12 protein-coding genes are annotated in these 15,620 nt (G+C 70.9%); 3 read left to right on the top strand and 9 right to left on the bottom strand.

What is annotated here, in order from left to right:
* Nucleotides 1–17: 17 nt before the first annotated feature.
* From ACGFJ2_RS02295 to ACGFJ2_RS02275, 5 genes are all read right to left on the bottom strand, one after another.
* Nucleotides 18–2,558 carry a DUF5682 family protein gene (locus tag ACGFJ2_RS02295; RefSeq protein ID WP_393463744.1) on the bottom strand — a complete coding sequence of 847 codons (2,541 nt, stop codon included), beginning with the start codon at nt 2,556–2,558 and terminating at the stop codon, nt 18–20.
* Nucleotides 2,559–2,645: 87 nt separating this feature from the next.
* The gene (gene iscB / locus ACGFJ2_RS02290) at nt 2,646–3,947 is read right to left on the bottom strand and encodes an RNA-guided endonuclease IscB (protein WP_393463741.1); all 1,302 of its coding nucleotides are present in this window, start codon (nt 3,945–3,947) and stop codon (nt 2,646–2,648) included.
* 331 nt (nt 3,948–4,278) lie between these two features.
* A complete protein-coding gene (locus ACGFJ2_RS02285) occupies nt 4,279–5,358 on the bottom strand; it encodes an AAA family ATPase (RefSeq protein WP_358538006.1) in 1,080 nt (359 codons plus the stop codon).
* Nucleotides 5,355–6,779: a DUF5691 domain-containing protein gene (locus ACGFJ2_RS02280; RefSeq protein ID WP_393463738.1), complete on the bottom strand. Its 1,425-nt coding sequence runs from the start codon at nt 6,777–6,779 to the stop codon at nt 5,355–5,357. The genes ACGFJ2_RS02285 and ACGFJ2_RS02280 overlap by 4 nt, the downstream gene beginning before the upstream one ends.
* Complete coding sequence (locus tag ACGFJ2_RS02275; RefSeq protein WP_393463735.1) at nt 6,776–8,458, bottom strand: SWIM zinc finger family protein; 1,683 nt, start codon at nt 8,456–8,458, stop codon at nt 6,776–6,778. Before ACGFJ2_RS02275 ends, ACGFJ2_RS02280 begins: the two co-directional genes overlap by 4 nt.
* 288 nt (nt 8,459–8,746) lie before the next feature.
* On the opposite strand from ACGFJ2_RS02275, the gene ACGFJ2_RS02270 reads away from it, so the two are divergent.
* The 3 genes from ACGFJ2_RS02270 to ACGFJ2_RS02260 all read left to right on the top strand — a co-directional run bounded on the left by ACGFJ2_RS02270 (nt 8,747) and on the right by ACGFJ2_RS02260 (nt 11,053).
* Nucleotides 8,747–9,301, top strand: coding sequence for a cupin domain-containing protein (locus ACGFJ2_RS02270; RefSeq protein ID WP_358175684.1), 555 nt, complete (start codon nt 8,747–8,749; stop codon nt 9,299–9,301).
* 41 nt (nt 9,302–9,342) lie between these two features.
* Nucleotides 9,343–9,900: an NUDIX hydrolase gene (locus ACGFJ2_RS02265; RefSeq protein WP_357960318.1), complete on the top strand. Its 558-nt coding sequence runs from the start codon at nt 9,343–9,345 to the stop codon at nt 9,898–9,900.
* Nucleotides 9,901–10,402: 502 nt separating this feature from the next.
* The gene (locus tag ACGFJ2_RS02260; RefSeq protein WP_225289552.1) at nt 10,403–11,053 is read left to right on the top strand and encodes a response regulator transcription factor; all 651 of its coding nucleotides are present in this window, start codon (nt 10,403–10,405) and stop codon (nt 11,051–11,053) included.
* Here the strand turns inward: ACGFJ2_RS02260 and ACGFJ2_RS02255 are convergent.
* From ACGFJ2_RS02255 to ACGFJ2_RS02240, 4 genes are read right to left on the bottom strand one after another with little or no spacing between them, the layout of a single operon-like run.
* Nucleotides 11,045–12,181: an MFS transporter gene (locus ACGFJ2_RS02255; protein WP_393463730.1), complete on the bottom strand. Its 1,137-nt coding sequence runs from the start codon at nt 12,179–12,181 to the stop codon at nt 11,045–11,047. The two genes, ACGFJ2_RS02260 and ACGFJ2_RS02255, sit on opposite strands and share 9 nt — an antisense overlap.
* A gap of 38 nt (nt 12,182–12,219) precedes the next feature.
* Nucleotides 12,220–12,984: an SDR family oxidoreductase gene (locus tag ACGFJ2_RS02250; protein WP_357960323.1), complete on the bottom strand. Its 765-nt coding sequence runs from the start codon at nt 12,982–12,984 to the stop codon at nt 12,220–12,222.
* Between the two features lie 13 nt (nt 12,985–12,997).
* The gene (locus ACGFJ2_RS02245; protein WP_393463727.1) at nt 12,998–13,795 is read right to left on the bottom strand and encodes a family 3 encapsulin nanocompartment shell protein; all 798 of its coding nucleotides are present in this window, start codon (nt 13,793–13,795) and stop codon (nt 12,998–13,000) included.
* A 34-nt stretch (nt 13,796–13,829) separates the two neighbouring features.
* Complete coding sequence (locus tag ACGFJ2_RS02240; protein ID WP_393463724.1) at nt 13,830–15,614, bottom strand: carbamoyltransferase; 1,785 nt, start codon at nt 15,612–15,614, stop codon at nt 13,830–13,832.
* Nucleotides 15,615–15,620: the final 6 nt, after the last annotated feature.

Raw genomic sequence — 15,620 nt, 5'->3', positions numbered from 1 at the left:
CAAGATCGCCAGCACGCTCAGCCATGCTCTCCCCCGCCGATCCGCGCTCTCCCTAAGATCGCCAGCACGGTCCGCTCGGCCGCCGCCGCCCGCTGTTCGTCCACGGCCTGCTCCCCCGCCCGCTCGGACCACTCCGACCGCTCCGCCGATCGGACGCGCTCGCCGATCGCCCGGCGTTCGGGTGCGGCGAAGCTCCCGAACGTACGGCGGAGCAGCGGCAGCACGTCGACGAACTGCTCGCCGTCCAGCCCGGTCAGCCAGGCGTCGACCAGGCCGAGCAACCTCGGGTCGTGCACCAGCAGCAGCCCGCCACCGCCCAGGAAGCCCTCGATCCAGGAGGCGGCCCTGGTGGGCGCGTGGCCCCTGGACATCGCCCGCGACATCCGATCGTCGGCGTCGTCGAGCTCGCCGGCGTCGAGCAGGATCCTGGTCAGCCGTCCCTCGATCAGCCCGTGCAGGTCGGGGCGGTCACTCATCCCACGCAACGTGACCAGCCACCGGCTGAGCGGCGACGCCGCCTGACGGGAGGTCGGCGCCGCTGGCTCCTGCCCGACGGCCTCCGGCGCTGAGCCGATGGCCTCCGCCGATGTCGACCCGGCGGCCCGCTCTAGCGGCGAAGTGGTCGGTTCCTCTGACATCAGCGCGACGGCCGTGTGGACGGCGTCGACGCCGCTGAGCAGTGCGGCCGCTGCCTCGTCGTCGAGGCCGGTGACCGCGACGGGCAGGCCGACGCAGATGCGGTCGAGCATGGATCGGACGATCACCGCCAGCCCCTCGGCCGAGGTGCCGCGTACATCACCGTAGCGGTGGGCGCGGACCATCGCCGGTAGCGCGGCCATCAGGTGGGTGACGTCGGTGTCGAGCGCGGCCTTGGCCGAGAGGGCGGCCAGGACCTCGGGCAGCGCCTGCGGCAGGTCGGCCAGCAGGCAGCGTTCGACGAGCCCGGTCAGGTCGGCCAGCGTCACCGACGCCGCCGAGGCGAGGTCGCGGGCCCGCTGGGCGGCGGCGGAGGCGACCGTGATGCCGAGGGCCGCCGCCTCGACCAGCGCCAGGTCGAACTCCGGCCGCCACTGCAGCGTCCACGTCTCCCTGAACGTCCCCTTGCCCCTGGCCTCCCCTAGCACCCCCCACTCCACGTCGAGCAGCCGCAGCCGGTGCAGCAGGTGGCTGCGGTCGAGGTCGAGCGGCTTGCGCAGGTCGAGCCCCAACGCGCGGTCCAGCGCCTCGGGCTTCAGCTTGAGCCGTCGCTGCTGCTCACGCAGGTCGCGCTGGAGCGGCACCATGGGCGTGCCGTCGGAGACATGGCCGAGCCGGTCGCCGACGACCAGGCGCCGCTGGATCAGCTCCACCGCCAGGTCATCGCCCTCGCACAGCACCGCCCTGGCCGCCTCGGTGACCTCGCCGAGCCCGGCCAGCGGGCGTCCACGCAGGGTGGCCAGGCTGTGTGCGAGGCGTACGGACTCGATGACGTGCGCGGACGACACCGCCAAGCCCTCGTCGCGCAGCACCGCCGCCGCTCCGGCCAGCCACCGCTCCACGGGCCGGTCGGGCGCGGTGAACAGGTGGTGGTACCAGCCGGGCGAGGAGATGCCCGCGCCATAGCCGCTCCACGAGGCCAGCCGCCCGTACGTCCACGGCACCCACGTCAGCTGCGCCTTCACCTTGGGCAGGCCACGCAGGAGCGCGTCGTCGGCCTTGGCCGGGGGCAGCGGGGCGGTCAGGGCGGGGACGTGCCAGGCGCCGCAGATCACCGCGATGCGGTCGTGGCCCTGTCTGATGGCGGTGCGGAGGGTCTTGCGCATGTACGCCTCGCGCCTGGCCTCCCGCTCGTCGGGCTCGTGGCCCTCGCGAACGGCGGCCATGGCCTCGGCGATCACCTCGAACGGGGTGTCGCCCCGGTGCTCGACGACGTCCTCCCACCAGCGCTCGGGATCGTCGTAACCGGCTGCGGCGGCCAGGGTGCCGATGGGATCGACCCGCAGGCGCTCGGGGTCGGAGCCGGGCACAGGCTCGGAACCCGCCTCGGGGCCGGGCTCAGGATCGGGGCCCGCCTCGGAGTCGGGCCCAGGCTCAGGACCCGCCTCGGAGCCGGGCCCAGGGTTGGCGGGCCGAGGGGCGGGGGTGACGGCGTTGGGGCCGTGGGCGTCGGGGTTGTTGGCGTCGGAGGTGCCGGGAGTGACAGCGTCGGGAGTGACGGTGCCGGGAGCGTCAGCGTCGGAGGTGTCGGAAGTGTCGGCGTTGGGCGGGTCAGCCAGGCTGTGGGCTGCCGGGAGGTCGCAGAAGCGTACCGGGATGCCCGCCGCCGTACCGTACAGGATGGCCTGCCACTCGGGCGAGAACCCGGCGAACGGCCAGAAGGCCGCGCTGGACGCCTGGCCGGGCACGTGCGCGAGCAGCGCGACCGGCGGTTCGAGCTCGGGCGCGAGGGCCACCAGCGCGTCGGCCTCCGGCGGTCCCTCGATGAGGATCAGGTCGGGGCGGAGGCGCTCGAGCTCCGCCCGTACGGCGCGCGCCGAGCCGGGGCCATGGTGCCGGACACCCAGGATCGAGACGGTCATCAGAACCACCCGTGGATTCCCCGGCGTTCACGCCGGAGAGGAAACGGGAACGGAAAGGCCCGCGAGGGCCTGAGCGTGCCCTGAGGTTCACCGTTCAATGGTGGTCTCCTGACATGTGGTGTAGCCGTAGCCGTCGGCCCTCTGGAGCAGACGGATGTACTTATGGTTGATGCCTTGCCGGGTGCCGGTCGCGGTGGTGACGTTGAAGGAACCTGTGGTGCGGACGGCGACACGTCCGGTGTGGACTCCGGTGTTCTTGCCTTTGGCGAGGGTGGCGCGAACGAGGTCGCCGGTGGCGAACCCGTGGACGTGCTTGATTCGGGGAAGTCGCAGGCGGGGGAACCCGTACCGGTCGGTGCGGGTCCGGCAGTAGAGGCCGCGGCCGGTGGCCCTGACCACCAGGACGCGGCCCGGCCACCCGGTCACCTGCGCGAGTTCGCCGACGTGCAGGGCGTCCAGGGTGTGGGACTTCGGCGCGTTCGTGCGAGAGCGGTTCCACTTGGTACGCCCGCCCGAACCAGTGGCCACGGGCAGAGTGGTCGCGGTCAGCGCCCGCCACAGCGCCCCGCGGGTGGCGTTGACCGCCGCGGCGTCCCGGAGCGGGGCCTTGGCCTGCTGGAGGATGCGCGCCAGCCGTGCGGGGTTGCCTTGTAGGAACTCTTCGACGGGTGTGCTGTTCTTGGCCTGGTTGCAGGCTCGGCACGCCAATGTCAGGTTGGCGATTCGGTCAGAGCCGCCGCGCGCTTTGGGGTGGATGTGCTCGACCTGCAACGGCGTCCCCGCCGCGCCGCAGTACGCGCAGGTCCGGCCCCATTTCTCCAGGAGGTACTGGCGGACCTCGTATCCGGCCAGTGTGCCCTGCTGGTAGTCGATGCCTTCCAGCGGCTTGCCCGCCGAGATGGCGTGGGTGTCGAAGGCGACACGTTCGACGTGGACGGCCCGCACCGGTGCCCACCGCCGCAGCCGGGCCACCCACGACATGGTGGTGTCCACGCGGTGCCGCAGGGACGGCGCGAGCCAGCCCTTGGGCCGGGTGCGGTTGAGGAATCGAGAAGCGCGGTAGCGCAGCTTGCCCGATCTCCTGCTGCGCCGGTAGTTCGAGCGGGCGGCGAGCTTGTCACCGATCGCCGCGCCCCGATGGTCGAGTTGAATACTGTATTTTCCGGTGCGGCTGCCGTCGCGTGCGGTGAAGATGGCGATGCCGGTGTGCTTGGAGCCGGGGTCGAGGCCGACCTGCACGCCGTGCACCGTGGAGTCGGACAGCGTGCGGTCGGTCAGGCGGATGACGAACGGGGTGTGCCGGACCACCACCGCCCGGCCCGCTTTGAGGAACTGCCGGGCCCGGCCGGGCCGGCAGGGCTGCAACGGTTTCCCGTCGCGATCGAGCACGAAGACGTGTGGGTCTGTAAGGACCCTTCCGCCCTTCCCGGACTGCTCCGGGTCGGGGTGACGCCCGCCGCCCGGTGCGGTACGGCGGATCTCCCCTCGCCCAACTTCCACACCGGGTGCGCGGCCTGCCGCGCGTCCGTGAGCCGTTTCGTGCCCACCCTCGGGCGTGTCTGCTCCCACGGATTCCAGAGCAGCGAACTGAGGAAGCATTCGCTGGTGGGTCTGCGGTCCTGCGTGAAAGGTAGCCATCTGGATCACACCTCCAACGGTGATGACTAGGGCTGGTCAACGCGGGGCTTCAAAGCACCTGACGGCACTCAAGCCCCCTCCATCAGGAGGGGGTCGTTGACGACACCTCACGGCACGCGCGGTAGAAGTCGCGCCAGTCGGAGCGCTCGCGGACGACCGTTTCGAGGTATTCGCGCCACACCACCCGGTCGGACACCGGCTCCTGCACCACCGCGCCCACGATCCCGGCGGCCACGTCGGAGGGCCGTAGCACGCCGTCGCCGAAGTGGGCGGCGAGGGCGATGCCGCTGGTCAGCACCGAGATGGCCTCGGCCGTGGACAGAGTACCGCTGGGGGATTTGACCTTGGTACGGCCGTCCTCCGTCACACCCGTACGCAGCTCCCGGAACACCGTCACCACGCGGCGGATCTCCGCCAGCCCCGTGCTGGTCTCGGGCAGCTCCAGCGAGCGGCCGAGCTGGGTGACGCGGCGCGAGACGATGTCCACCTCCTCCTCGGCGGTGGCCGGCACCGGCAGTACGACGGTGTTGAAGCGGCGGCGCAGGGCGCTGGACAGCTCGTTGACGCCCCGGTCGCGGTCGTTGGCGGTGGCGATGACGTTGAAGCCGCGTTCGGCCTGGACCTCGCGGTTGAGCTCGGGGATCGGCAGCGTCTTCTCCGACAGGACGGTGATCAGGGCGTCCTGTACGTCGGAGGGCATGCGGGTGAGCTCCTCGACGCGGGCGATCCGGCCCTCGGCCATGGCCCGCATGACGGGCGACGGGGTCATCGCCTCGACGGACGGACCCTCGGCCAGCAGCCGCGCGTAGTTCCAGCCGTAGCGGATGGCCTCTTCTGCCGTCCCGGCCGTACCCTGCACCAAAAGGGTCGAGTCGCCGCTGATCGCGGCGGCCAGGTGTTCGGACAGCCAGGTCTTGGCCGTGCCGGGCACACCGAGCAGCAGCAGCGCGCGGTCGGTGGCCAGGGTGGCGACGGCGACCTCGACGATGCGGCGGGCGCCCACGTATTTCGGGGTGATCTGCCGGCCGTCGCCAAGGATGTATGTGGTCACGGCCCACGGTGACAGCTTCCATCCGGGTGGCCTGGTCCGGTCGTCGTCCTTGGCGAGTACGGCCAGCTCCTCGGCGTACTGATCTTCCGCATGGGGGCGCAGGACGGTCATGAGAGCTCCTTCATCAGGTCGGCACGGAAGCGCAGCAGGGCGGCGACCTGCTGGATGGGCTGAACGGGCGAGTAGTTCTCGGCCAGCTCGGCGAGCGCCGGGTCGATGTGCTCGCCGGCCAGTTTGATCAGCTCGCCGAGGTTCCACGGCTGGGTGGTGGCCACCTTGGTGATCTTGCGGAGGACGGCCGTCGCCAGCTTCTCCCGCCAGTGCGAGGACACACCGCCCAGCACCATGATCAATTGGCTGTCCAGATCATGCTTTTTCACGAAATCGGCGGCAAGCTGTTGCTGCTCGTCCGGCCCCAGCGCCTCCAGCAGATCCGCGATCGGGTCCCACGCGAACATCGCCCGCGCCCACTCCGGATCCCGCTGCAGCACCGCCGCGCGCACCCAGGCGGTCTTCACCTCGCCGTCCCAGTCAGGGATCTTCATCTTGAGCAGCTTGGCGGGGCTGCCCCAGAGAGCGAGGGGCGCGCGGGCGATGACCTGCTGGAGCCACCAGGCCCGCTCGCCGGTGCCTCGCGGGGGCTTGGCCCGGATGCCGTCGCGCTCCATCGCCTTGTCACACGCTGTGGGCGCCTCGACGATGATCGTGCGCTTGGTGACGGTCAGGCAGCTTCGCGCGCGTACGGCCATGCGCTGGGCCAGGCGCGACTCGGGGAGGCGGGTGAGGAGATTGGCGGCCTGCTGGCGTACCTCTCGCCTACGGTCGTCGAGGGCCTGCTCCAGGAACGGCTCGTCGTCCATCGACAGCCCATCGGCCAGCACCTCGACGAACGCCGCCCGGTCGTCCGGCCCCTCACGCTCCCAGCCCGCCTCCAGCAGCGCCCTGGCCTGCTTGGGGTCGTGCCTTCGGAGGTGGCTCAGGTAGGCGCGGCGGTCGGCCGAACTGCCCAGCTCCCACGTCTCGCCGGTCGGCTCTTCGAGCAGGTACGCCCAGTCGGGGTTCAGGGCTGCCAGCCACCTGCCGCGCTGCCCGGCGACCAGGCCGAGATTCGCTCTGATCGACTGGTCGCGTCTGCCCCGGTCGAGGAGTTCGGGCAGGACGTACGGGGGCACTCTGCGGCCTGCGGTGGAGGCGGCGGCCAGCCATTCGGGGAGCAGGCGGTCGTACTCGCCGCCCAGGATCCTGGCCAGGCGCTCGGCGGCCTGGGCGGTCACGGCGGGCAACTCCTCGTCTTTCGCCCACCCCTGCTCGGTGGCCTCACCCGCTGCCGCCTCACCCGCCGGTGCCTTGCTCTCGGCCCCCTCACCCGCTGTCGCCTGGTCCTCGGTCCTGTCGGCCTTGGTCGTCTCGATGAGTTGCTGACCGGCGCGGCGGCGCACCACTTCTACGGCGGCGCTTTCAAGCAGGTCTCCCTCGTACGGCCTGCGGTCGGTGCCGACCAGTGCCGTCGATGCCAGGTCGTCCCAGGTCACAGGATCACCGCCGTTCCGTCGTCGGCCCAGGTGGTCAGCGGGCGCAGGCCCGGTGGGGTCCACTCGGCGGCCACGGTCACCGGCCGCCCGCCGGAGACGGCGATCAGCCGCCACGGGTCACGTGACCTCGGGTGCAGCGGGAACCCGCCCACAGAAGTGCGGCCGGGAACCACGCCTGCCAGCACGACGGGCCAGGAGTCGGTCCACGGGTCGGCGGCCACGGCGGCGGCGATCTCACCGAGCGCCGTCTCCGGCGAAACCCCAGGCGGAACACGACCACCGAGATCTCTCCGACCGCCGAAATCAGCCCCACCGTCGAGATCCGCTCGATAGTCGGGGGCGCTCCGGCCTGTGGCTTCGCCCTGGTCGGCGAAGGTAGTCCGGTCGGTGGGAAGGCTTCGAGGGGTGGCGTGGCGGGTGGCCACCAGGGCGCGGAGGGGTGCGGCGCCCGGGTAGAAGGCGACGTCGGCGTCGATCGTGGTGCCGGTGACCAGCGAGGCGTCGAGTGGCTGGCCGGAGGCGGCGAAGGACAGAATCAGCGCCGCCCGGCCGGTGTCATGGCCCCGGAGCCATACCCGGCGGGCGGTCAGCCGGTCGTGTTCCTCGTCGCGTCTGCCCACCACATGCCACCGGTCGCGTACGACCGGCCGGACCAGCACGTCCTCCCGCGCGACGGGGAAGCCCGCGCGGATCAGGACGGTCTGGCGCAACGGCCCCGGCAGCTCGGCGCGCCGCCGGTAGGCAACCGCCAGCAGGTTGATCAGCGAGTATTCGGCCAGCAGCCGACTCGGCCAATCGTCGGCCATGCGCACCTCCCGCAACCGGGAGAGCGCGTTGGCGACGCCCGGCGCCTGGGCATCGACGAGGCGTTTGGCCAGGTCGTCCCATTCGTCGGCGTCGGTCCCCGCCAGGCCCTGCCGCACCTGGTCGGCCAGCCACCGTTCGAGCTCGGCCAGTCCGGCACTCACCCGCGCATGCCGAACGGACTCGACCCCCGCAGCCCGCCCACCGCCTGACCTACCAGCGGAGGACGGCCCAGAGCCCAGGCCGGAACCACCGCCAGCCGCCGCGCCCGAGCCTTGCCCACCTTCCGAGCCCGAGCCCAAGCCCGAGGACGTGCCCGATTCACTGCCCAGGCCCATGCCCCTGCCCGCCGCCGTACCCGATCCGCCGTCCGAACCAGACCCCACGCCCGTGCCCGTGTCCGACGCCGTGCTTGGGTCGGCGCCCGACTCGGCGTTCGGCGTCGGATCCGATTCGGGCCAGTCGGCCAGTTCCGGGTCGCTCTCGGCTTCCGCGGCGGCACGGGCGCGGGCGGCCTCGAGCTTGGCCGCCGCCTTGGCGGCACGTTCCGTACGCATAGCGACCCACTCCGCCGCCCACGGCGGCAGCGAATCGGCGGCGGGAACCCCGTCTGCCGACCACATGAGCAGCAGCCCGAGCGCGTGCTTGCACGGGAACTTCCGGCTGGGACAGCTGCACCGATATGCGGGCTCGGAGAGATCGACACACGCCATGTAGGGCGTGGCTCCACTCCCCTTGCACTCACCGAACAGCACGTCGTCAGTCGTGCCGCGCAAGCTCCATTTGCCAGGTGTCGCCACGCCCTGCGCCGCCTTCTGGGACGAGGCGTCGGGGGCGAGAGCGAGCACCTGATCACGGCTCCACCGTTCGATCACTTGCCGCAGACTAGCCAGCTCGACCGACAATTACTGCCCGCTCCGACCGATCCACCAAGAAGATCCACACGGCTACTGGTCAGGGTGAGATGACGTCGCTCCACCCCACTCCTGTCAGTCGCTCCCCTGCGCTCCTGTCAGTCGGTCCACCCCACTCCTGTCGGTCGGTCCATCCCACTCCTGTCACTCGGTCCACCGCAGTCGTCGGCACACCGGCACCCGGGCGATCCGTTCGCCACCCAACCGACCTCACCGCCGCCGCGCTCCCCAGCACGTAGGATCACCCACGTGGAGCTGACGATCTATCCCAGCGGCCCGGCCATCGAGGTCGCCGACGAGGCTGAGGCCCTGGCCAGTGAGCTGGACGGCCAGCTGGTCCTCGACGGCACCCGCTTCCTGCGCCGTGACGTCACCGGCGCGGCGATCGCGTTCGTGGAGCGCCCGCCCATCGCCCGCGCCCTCGACCTGCTGCCCCATCCCGAGGGCGGCTGGTTCCGCGAGACCTGGCGGAGTCCCGTCACCTTCCTGCCCGCCGGTTATCCCGGGCCTCGCGCCTCCGCCACCGGTATCTACTTCCTGCTGGGTCCTGGCGAGGAGTCGGTGCCGCACGTGGTCCGGTCCGACGAGGTGTGGCTGTGGCATCGGGGCGGCCCGCTGGACCTGACCATCGGCGACGAGAGCGTCATCCTGGGCCCGCTGGTCGAGGACGGCCAGGTGCCGCAGGCCGTGGTGCCGGGCGGCGTGTGGCAGTCGGCCCGGCCCGCCGGCGGCGAGGAGGTGCTGGTCAGCTGCGTCGTCTCACCGGGATTCGACTTCGCCGACTTCACCGCGCGGACCGAGTAGAAGCCATGGACAGACTTCACCGCGCGAACCGAGTAGGAGCCATGGACGTACGACCGGACAGCGAACACCCCATCAGGCGCCTCTCGACCGAGGTCGTGTACGAGAGCCCGTACCTGCGCATGCGCGAGGACCGCATCCGCCGCCTGGACGGTTCCGAAGGCATCTACTCCTACGTCGAGAAGCCCGACTACGCGCTGGTCATCCCGGTCGAGAACGACGGGCTGCACCTGGTGGAGCAGTACCGCTACCCGATCCGCGCCCGGTCGTGGGAGTTCCCGCAGGGCACGTTCCCGCAGATGCGGACCGGTGACCCCGAGCACCTGGCACGCGAGGAGCTGCGCCAGGAGACCGGCCTGACGGCGGCGGACATGCGGCACCTGGGACGGCTGAGCTGCGCCAAGGGCATGTCGTCGCAGAGCTTCGACGTGTTCGTGGCCACCGGGCTGGAGCCGGGGCCCAACGAACTGGAGGTCGAGGAGCAGGACCTGCTGCATCGGTGGTTCAAGCGCACGGACTTCGAGGCCATGATCCGCGACGGCGAGATCACGGACGCCGCGACTCTGGCGGCCTACACGCTGTTCCTGCTCTCGAACCAGTAGGTCATCCCGCTCGAACGACACCAAGGGCAAATCGGCTTAAAGATGGGATCATCGAGAATCCCCGCTGGGTCCTCGGATTCGATAGGACGATGCTAAAGCGCCGTGTGCAGAGCACTGCGCCTTTTCGCCCTGCGGCTTCCACGGCTTCCTCGCAGGGGAGCCACCGTGAACGGCTCCCGGATCCGCGCGGCCACGCCAGGGTTACCCAGGCGGCCGTGGCGTTGAGCAGCAGCGCGTGCTGGACGGCGGGGGCGATCACCCGGCCGTTGAGCGGGCGACGGGACAAGCCGTGGAGACGGACAGTGGCCATCGTCGCCCCACCTGTCGCACACGCCACGGCGCATTACCCACTTGTCCAGCTCCGAGTCGGACCGAATGTCAAGATGCTGCGCCCCCTAGAAATCCCTGATTTCGCGTGTACATCCCCGGCGTAACCGAACAGATGTGACATGCTGCCCACAAATCACGGAAAAGAGTTCGCATGTGCGGTGCGTCACTAAGAGTGATTATCTGTGATAAATACGCGATCACGCGGTTCGGCCTACTGTCGATCCTGGCCTCCCGGGACGACGTCAACGTGATCGAGACCACCGACAGCGGCGTCCATGCGATCATGCTCGCCCGCAAGCATCATCCCGAGGTCGTGGTCACCGGGCTGACCCTCGGCGGGCTGTCCGGGCTGGAGCTGATCCAGCGATTACGGGCCGAGAAGCTGGACCCCGAGCCTCGGGTGGTCGTGTTCACCGTCGACCATACCGACCAGACGGTCACCGACGTGCTGCGCGCGGGCGCGAACGGGCTGCTGACCCAGGATTCCACGCAGGACGAGGTCGTCGCCGTCATCAGGGCGGCGGGCCGGGGGCAGACCATGCTCTCGCCCGTCGTGACGCAGCGGCTGGTCGACTGGTTCAGGCAGCGGGAGCCCCCTCCCGCCGAGCTGGAGCAGCCCACGCTGGCCGGGTTGACGCCGCGCGAGCAGCAGGTGCTGCTCCTGGTCGCGCAGGGGCGGTCGACCGAGGAGGTGGCGGGAGAGTTGTACATCGGGGTCAGTACGGTACGCACCCATTTGCACCGCCTCCGCGCCAAGTTGAAGGCTAAGGACCGGGCCCAGCTGGTCTCCTTCGCCTACCGCTCCGGCCTCATGTCAACCTGACCGCCGCGCAGGGATCTGGCGCGTCGCCAGCGGCCCGAGGGCGAGTGAGCCGAGTACGACGGCCGCCGCCAGCGCGAACGTCCCCGGGTAGCTGATGTCCGCGACCACCCCGCCGACCAGCCCCGCGAGCCCGAAGAAGATGTCGTACAGCGAGCTCAGCGCCCCCAGCGCGGCCCCCCGCTCCGCCTCCGGCGCCCGGCTGATCGTGATCATCGCGAGCGACGGGTAGAGCAGGGTGAACCCGGCCCCCGACAGCACCGCCCCCGCCGCCGCCACCCACCAGCCGGGCGCGAAGCCGATCATGGCCAGGCCGGCGGCCTGCGCGAGGCTCGACGCGACGATCACCGGCATCGGGCCGAGCCGGTCTGGGAGGCGGCCGGCCACGAGCCGGGTCACGATGTACGCGGCGCTGAACACGCTGAGCAGTACGGGCCCGTTGGAGATCCCTCTGGAAGACAGGGCCAGCGCGCCGAAGCCCACCAGCACGCCGTACCCGAACGCCCCCATGCCCAGCGCCAGCCCCGGCAGCACCGCAGCGCCCGGGATGAGCTTGCGCGACACGACCGGCAGCCGCGCGCCGGACGGCAGCAGGCTCAGCACCGCGACGGCGACGAGCGGCAGGGCCACGGCGGCGGCCCACACCGCCGGGTAGGAGCCGAGACGGTACAGCGACTCGCCCAGGGCGGGCCCGGCCATGAAGCCGCCCCACATCGCCAGGCCGTACCAGCCGACGATCTGGCCCCGGCGGTTCTCGGGCGCGAGCTGGACCGTCCACACCGAGCCCGCCGTGAACAACAACGCCTCGGCGACGCCCATGACGAGCCTGGTGGTGATGAGGCCGGGCAGGCCCCACGGGAGCGCGTACAGGGCGCCGACGACGGCGGCCAGCGCCGAGCCGGCCAGCATCAGCCGGCGACCGCCGAAGCGCTGCGCGAGCTGGCCGCCGTAGGGGCGCAGTGCCAGGGTTACCGCCGCGGTCGCGGTGAAGGCCGCGCCGACGGCGAACGGCGTGCCGCCCAGCTCCTCGGTCACCAGTCGCGGGATCACCGGCACCGCCGCGCCGAACGCCGTGAACGTGACGAACAGCGCCGCCACCAGCCCGGCGAACGTCCGCGCCCAGGGGGTCACAGGCCGCAGGCGCCGTCGCCGGCCATTAGCAGGAACGCTCACAGGCCGCGGGTGTTGCCGCCGTCCACCAGCAGCACCACGCCCGTGATGAAGGAGGTGTGCTCACTGGCCAGGAACGCGGCGATCGCCCCGAAGTCGCCCGGACGTCCGATCCTGCGCATCGGCAGTCCCTCGGCCACCCGCGCCAGCGCCGCGTCCGCCTCGTCGCCGAACTGGTGGTCCAGCGCGGGCGTGCGGTGGAAGCCCTGGGCGAGGACGTTCACGGTGATGCCGCGCGGGCCGAGGCTCGGTACGAGCCCCTTGGCGAAGCCCAGCACGCCCAGCCGGGCGACGGCCGACAGGCCGGTCAGGGGCAGCGGCTGGCGTACCGCCTCCGAGGTGAGCATCAGCACCCTGCCCCAGCCGGTGTCCAGGTGCGGCAGGGCGGCCAGGACGACGCTCACGTGCGGGATCGTGTTGTCCTCCAGCGCCCGCCGGTACACGGGCACGTCGAACTCCTCCAGCGACCCGTGCGGCACCCCGCCCGAACTGCTGACCACGATGTGCAGCGAGCCGAACTCGTCGGCGGTGCGCCCCACCCATTTGGCCACGGCCGCCTCGTCGCGCACGTCCACGCTGGTGCTGAGCACCCGTCCCGGACCCGCGGCGTCGATCTCGGCGTGCGCCCGCGCCAGCCGGTCGGGCTCGCGCGCGCAGATGGACACGTGCGCGCCCTCGGCCGCCAGCGTGCGGGCCACGGCCAGCCCGAGTCCGCTGCTGGCCGCCGCCACGAGCGCGACACGTCCGTTCAACCCAAGGTCCATGACCAGACACCTCTCAGGAGAGCAGCAGGAAGTGCTGCGGCAGATGTACGGCCAGGCCGACGCGGGTGCTCGCCTCGATGACCTCGGTGTCCCGGTGCAGCCGCAGCGTGGACTGCGCGGGGTCGAGCAGCGTCACGGCCGCGCGGAAGTCGCCGAGCAGCGCGTCCCCCGCGCCGATCATGCGGGTGCGCGAGACGCGGATGCCGGCCGTCGCCAGCCGGTCGAGGGTCCCGTCCCGGACCAGCTTCCAGTACAGGCCGGGGTGGGTGACGATCCCGTCGCACGAGCCGCCGGTCTCCTCGACCTCGGCCGCCGCCGCGGTCAGCACGTCCTCGGGATCGCCGTCGAACGGCGCGTGCCGTGACTCCGCCAGGTGCAGCAGCCCGTCGATCGCGCCGTCGCCGGAGCCGTGCAGCAGGATCTGGTTCTCGACCGTGGACAGCCGTACGAGCACGCGGTAGTCCACGAAGGCGGCGAGCAGGCCGGGCTCGTCAAGGACCCCCTTGGGCACCGGCACCCCGACCTTGACCTCGGTCAGGCCGGCCACGCGGACGCTGGCGGCGAAGACGGACTCGGGCGTCTCGGCGTACGACGTCCCCGACGGCGCCAGCTCAGCCGGTGGCGCCTCATGGACGTAGGGCACCTGCCCGTCGCCCACCTTCGCGCTCTTCAGCAGGTGCCGGACCGTGTAGCGCGGCCGGGTCTTGAACAGCGGGAACGCCTCGGTCAGCGCCAGCCGGTACGGTACCTCGACGTCGCCGCCGTTCCGCGAGCCCGCCACCGCCCACGCGAACTCCTCGCCAGGAGACATGCCGGTCCCTCCGTTGAAATGGCACAAATGGTTGTCAACGCTGAGCTGATTTGGTGGCTACAAACCGTCCGAGCACGAGGTAATCCATCTCGGTCTTCAGGAAGCAGTCCATGGCGTCGGCCGGAGAGCACACGATGGGCTCGCCGGCCACGTTGAACGAGGTGTTGATGAGACAGGGCACCCCGGTCAGCTCGGTGAAGGCACGCAGCAACTCCGCCAGCAGCGGGTTGTCCTCCTCGCGGATCGTCTGAATCCTGGACGTGCCGTCCACGTGCGTGGCTCCGGGAATCAGGTCGCGGTAACCGGGCCGTACGGGGAAGACGAACGTCATGTACGGCGAGGCCCGCTTCTTCCCCATCTCGAACACCTCGGGCGCCACGTCTTCGAGGACGACGGGCGCGAACGGCCGGAACGGCTCCCGGTGCTTGATCCGGTCGTTGATGATGTCCTTGATATCGCCGAAGCGGGGATTGGCGAGAATGCTCCGGTTGCCCAGCGCGCGCGGCCCGTATTCGGTCCGGCCCTGGAACCAGCCGAGCACGCACTTCTCCCGCAGCAGCGCGGCCGTCTCCCGCGCCACGTCGCCGGGTGCCAGCTCACGCCATTCGACGCGCCCCGCGTGAGCGTCGAGCGTGGCGAGGATCTCGTCGTCGCCGTACGCGGGCCCCAGGTACGGCGAGCCGGAGACCCGCGGCTTGTCGCCCGCCTCCTGACTGGCGTAGAAGGCGGCGCCGATGGCCACACCCGGGTCGCTGGCGCCGAAGCTCACCTCCATCTCGGCGAACCTGGAGCCTTCGAGCAGCTTGGTGTTGTTGACGCAGTTCAGCGCCAGGCCGCCCTCGAACAGCAGTCGCGGGAGCGCGCTGCGCTCCTCCAGCGCGCGCAGCTGGTGGGCCGTCACCGCCTCGACCATCTCCTGGGCGGCCGCGGCGACCCGGACCCGCACGTCGAAGTCCTCCCGGCCGTCCGGGTCCGTGTCGAAGATCCGGTCGAACAGCGCGTAGTAGGCGCGTACGGCCCGCGGCGCGTAGGGGATGGTGTAGCGGCCGTTGTCCGTCAGCGCCACCACGTGCTTGAGCAGCGGGTTGGGCTCCGGCGGCGGGCCGTGGCCGGCCAGGCCCATGACCTTGTACTCGTCGTTGTTGGGCATGAAGCCGAGATACCTGGTCAGCACCGCGAACAGCAGGGCCAGCGAGTTGTCCCCGTCCACGGTCGCGTCGTCGAACAGGCGCACCTTGCCGTCGCGTACCTCGCCGAGGATCGCCGACAGCCACTCCGCCCGGCCGTCGCTGACCACGAAGGCCGCCTCCCCGCCCCCGGACAGGTGGTATCCCGTCATCAGGTGGGCGAGGTGATGCGGCACCGTGACCAGCTTCTCGGCGGTCAGCGGGTGGCCCGTGTGCTCGTGGAAGTCGGCGAGAATGGCCTCCTGGCTGAAAATCCTGGTATAGGTGTCGTCGAGCCGCCGCAGCCTGGCGAATTTCTTGTCCACCGGTGCGTCGGCGTCCACGATCTCGGCGATCATGTTGTTCATGACGTCCTGGGAGAAACGCCAGGAATGCGCGAAGACATCGACCTCGTCGTACGTTTTCCCGGCCGCCTTTAAAACCCATTCGATGGCCCGGGCCGGAAACCGGGCGGTCTTCTTCTCGCGATTGAGCCGCTCCTCCTCGACGGCCGCGACCAATTCCCCGTCTACCATGAGGGCCGCCGAGGAATCGTGGCCGTAGAGCATGTGACGGTCGATTCCCGTCGACCCGTAATAACGCGCGAAGAGTTCGGCGACCTTACCGAACCCGTTGTATCCGAGGACGATCACGAGAAC

It is taken from the genome of Nonomuraea sp. NPDC049028 (assembly GCF_043197735.1).
Taxonomy (GTDB): domain Bacteria; phylum Actinomycetota; class Actinomycetes; order Streptosporangiales; family Streptosporangiaceae; genus Nonomuraea.
Note: the sequence above shows the minus strand (reverse complement) of the source record. Positions and strands in the feature narration are given on the sequence as shown.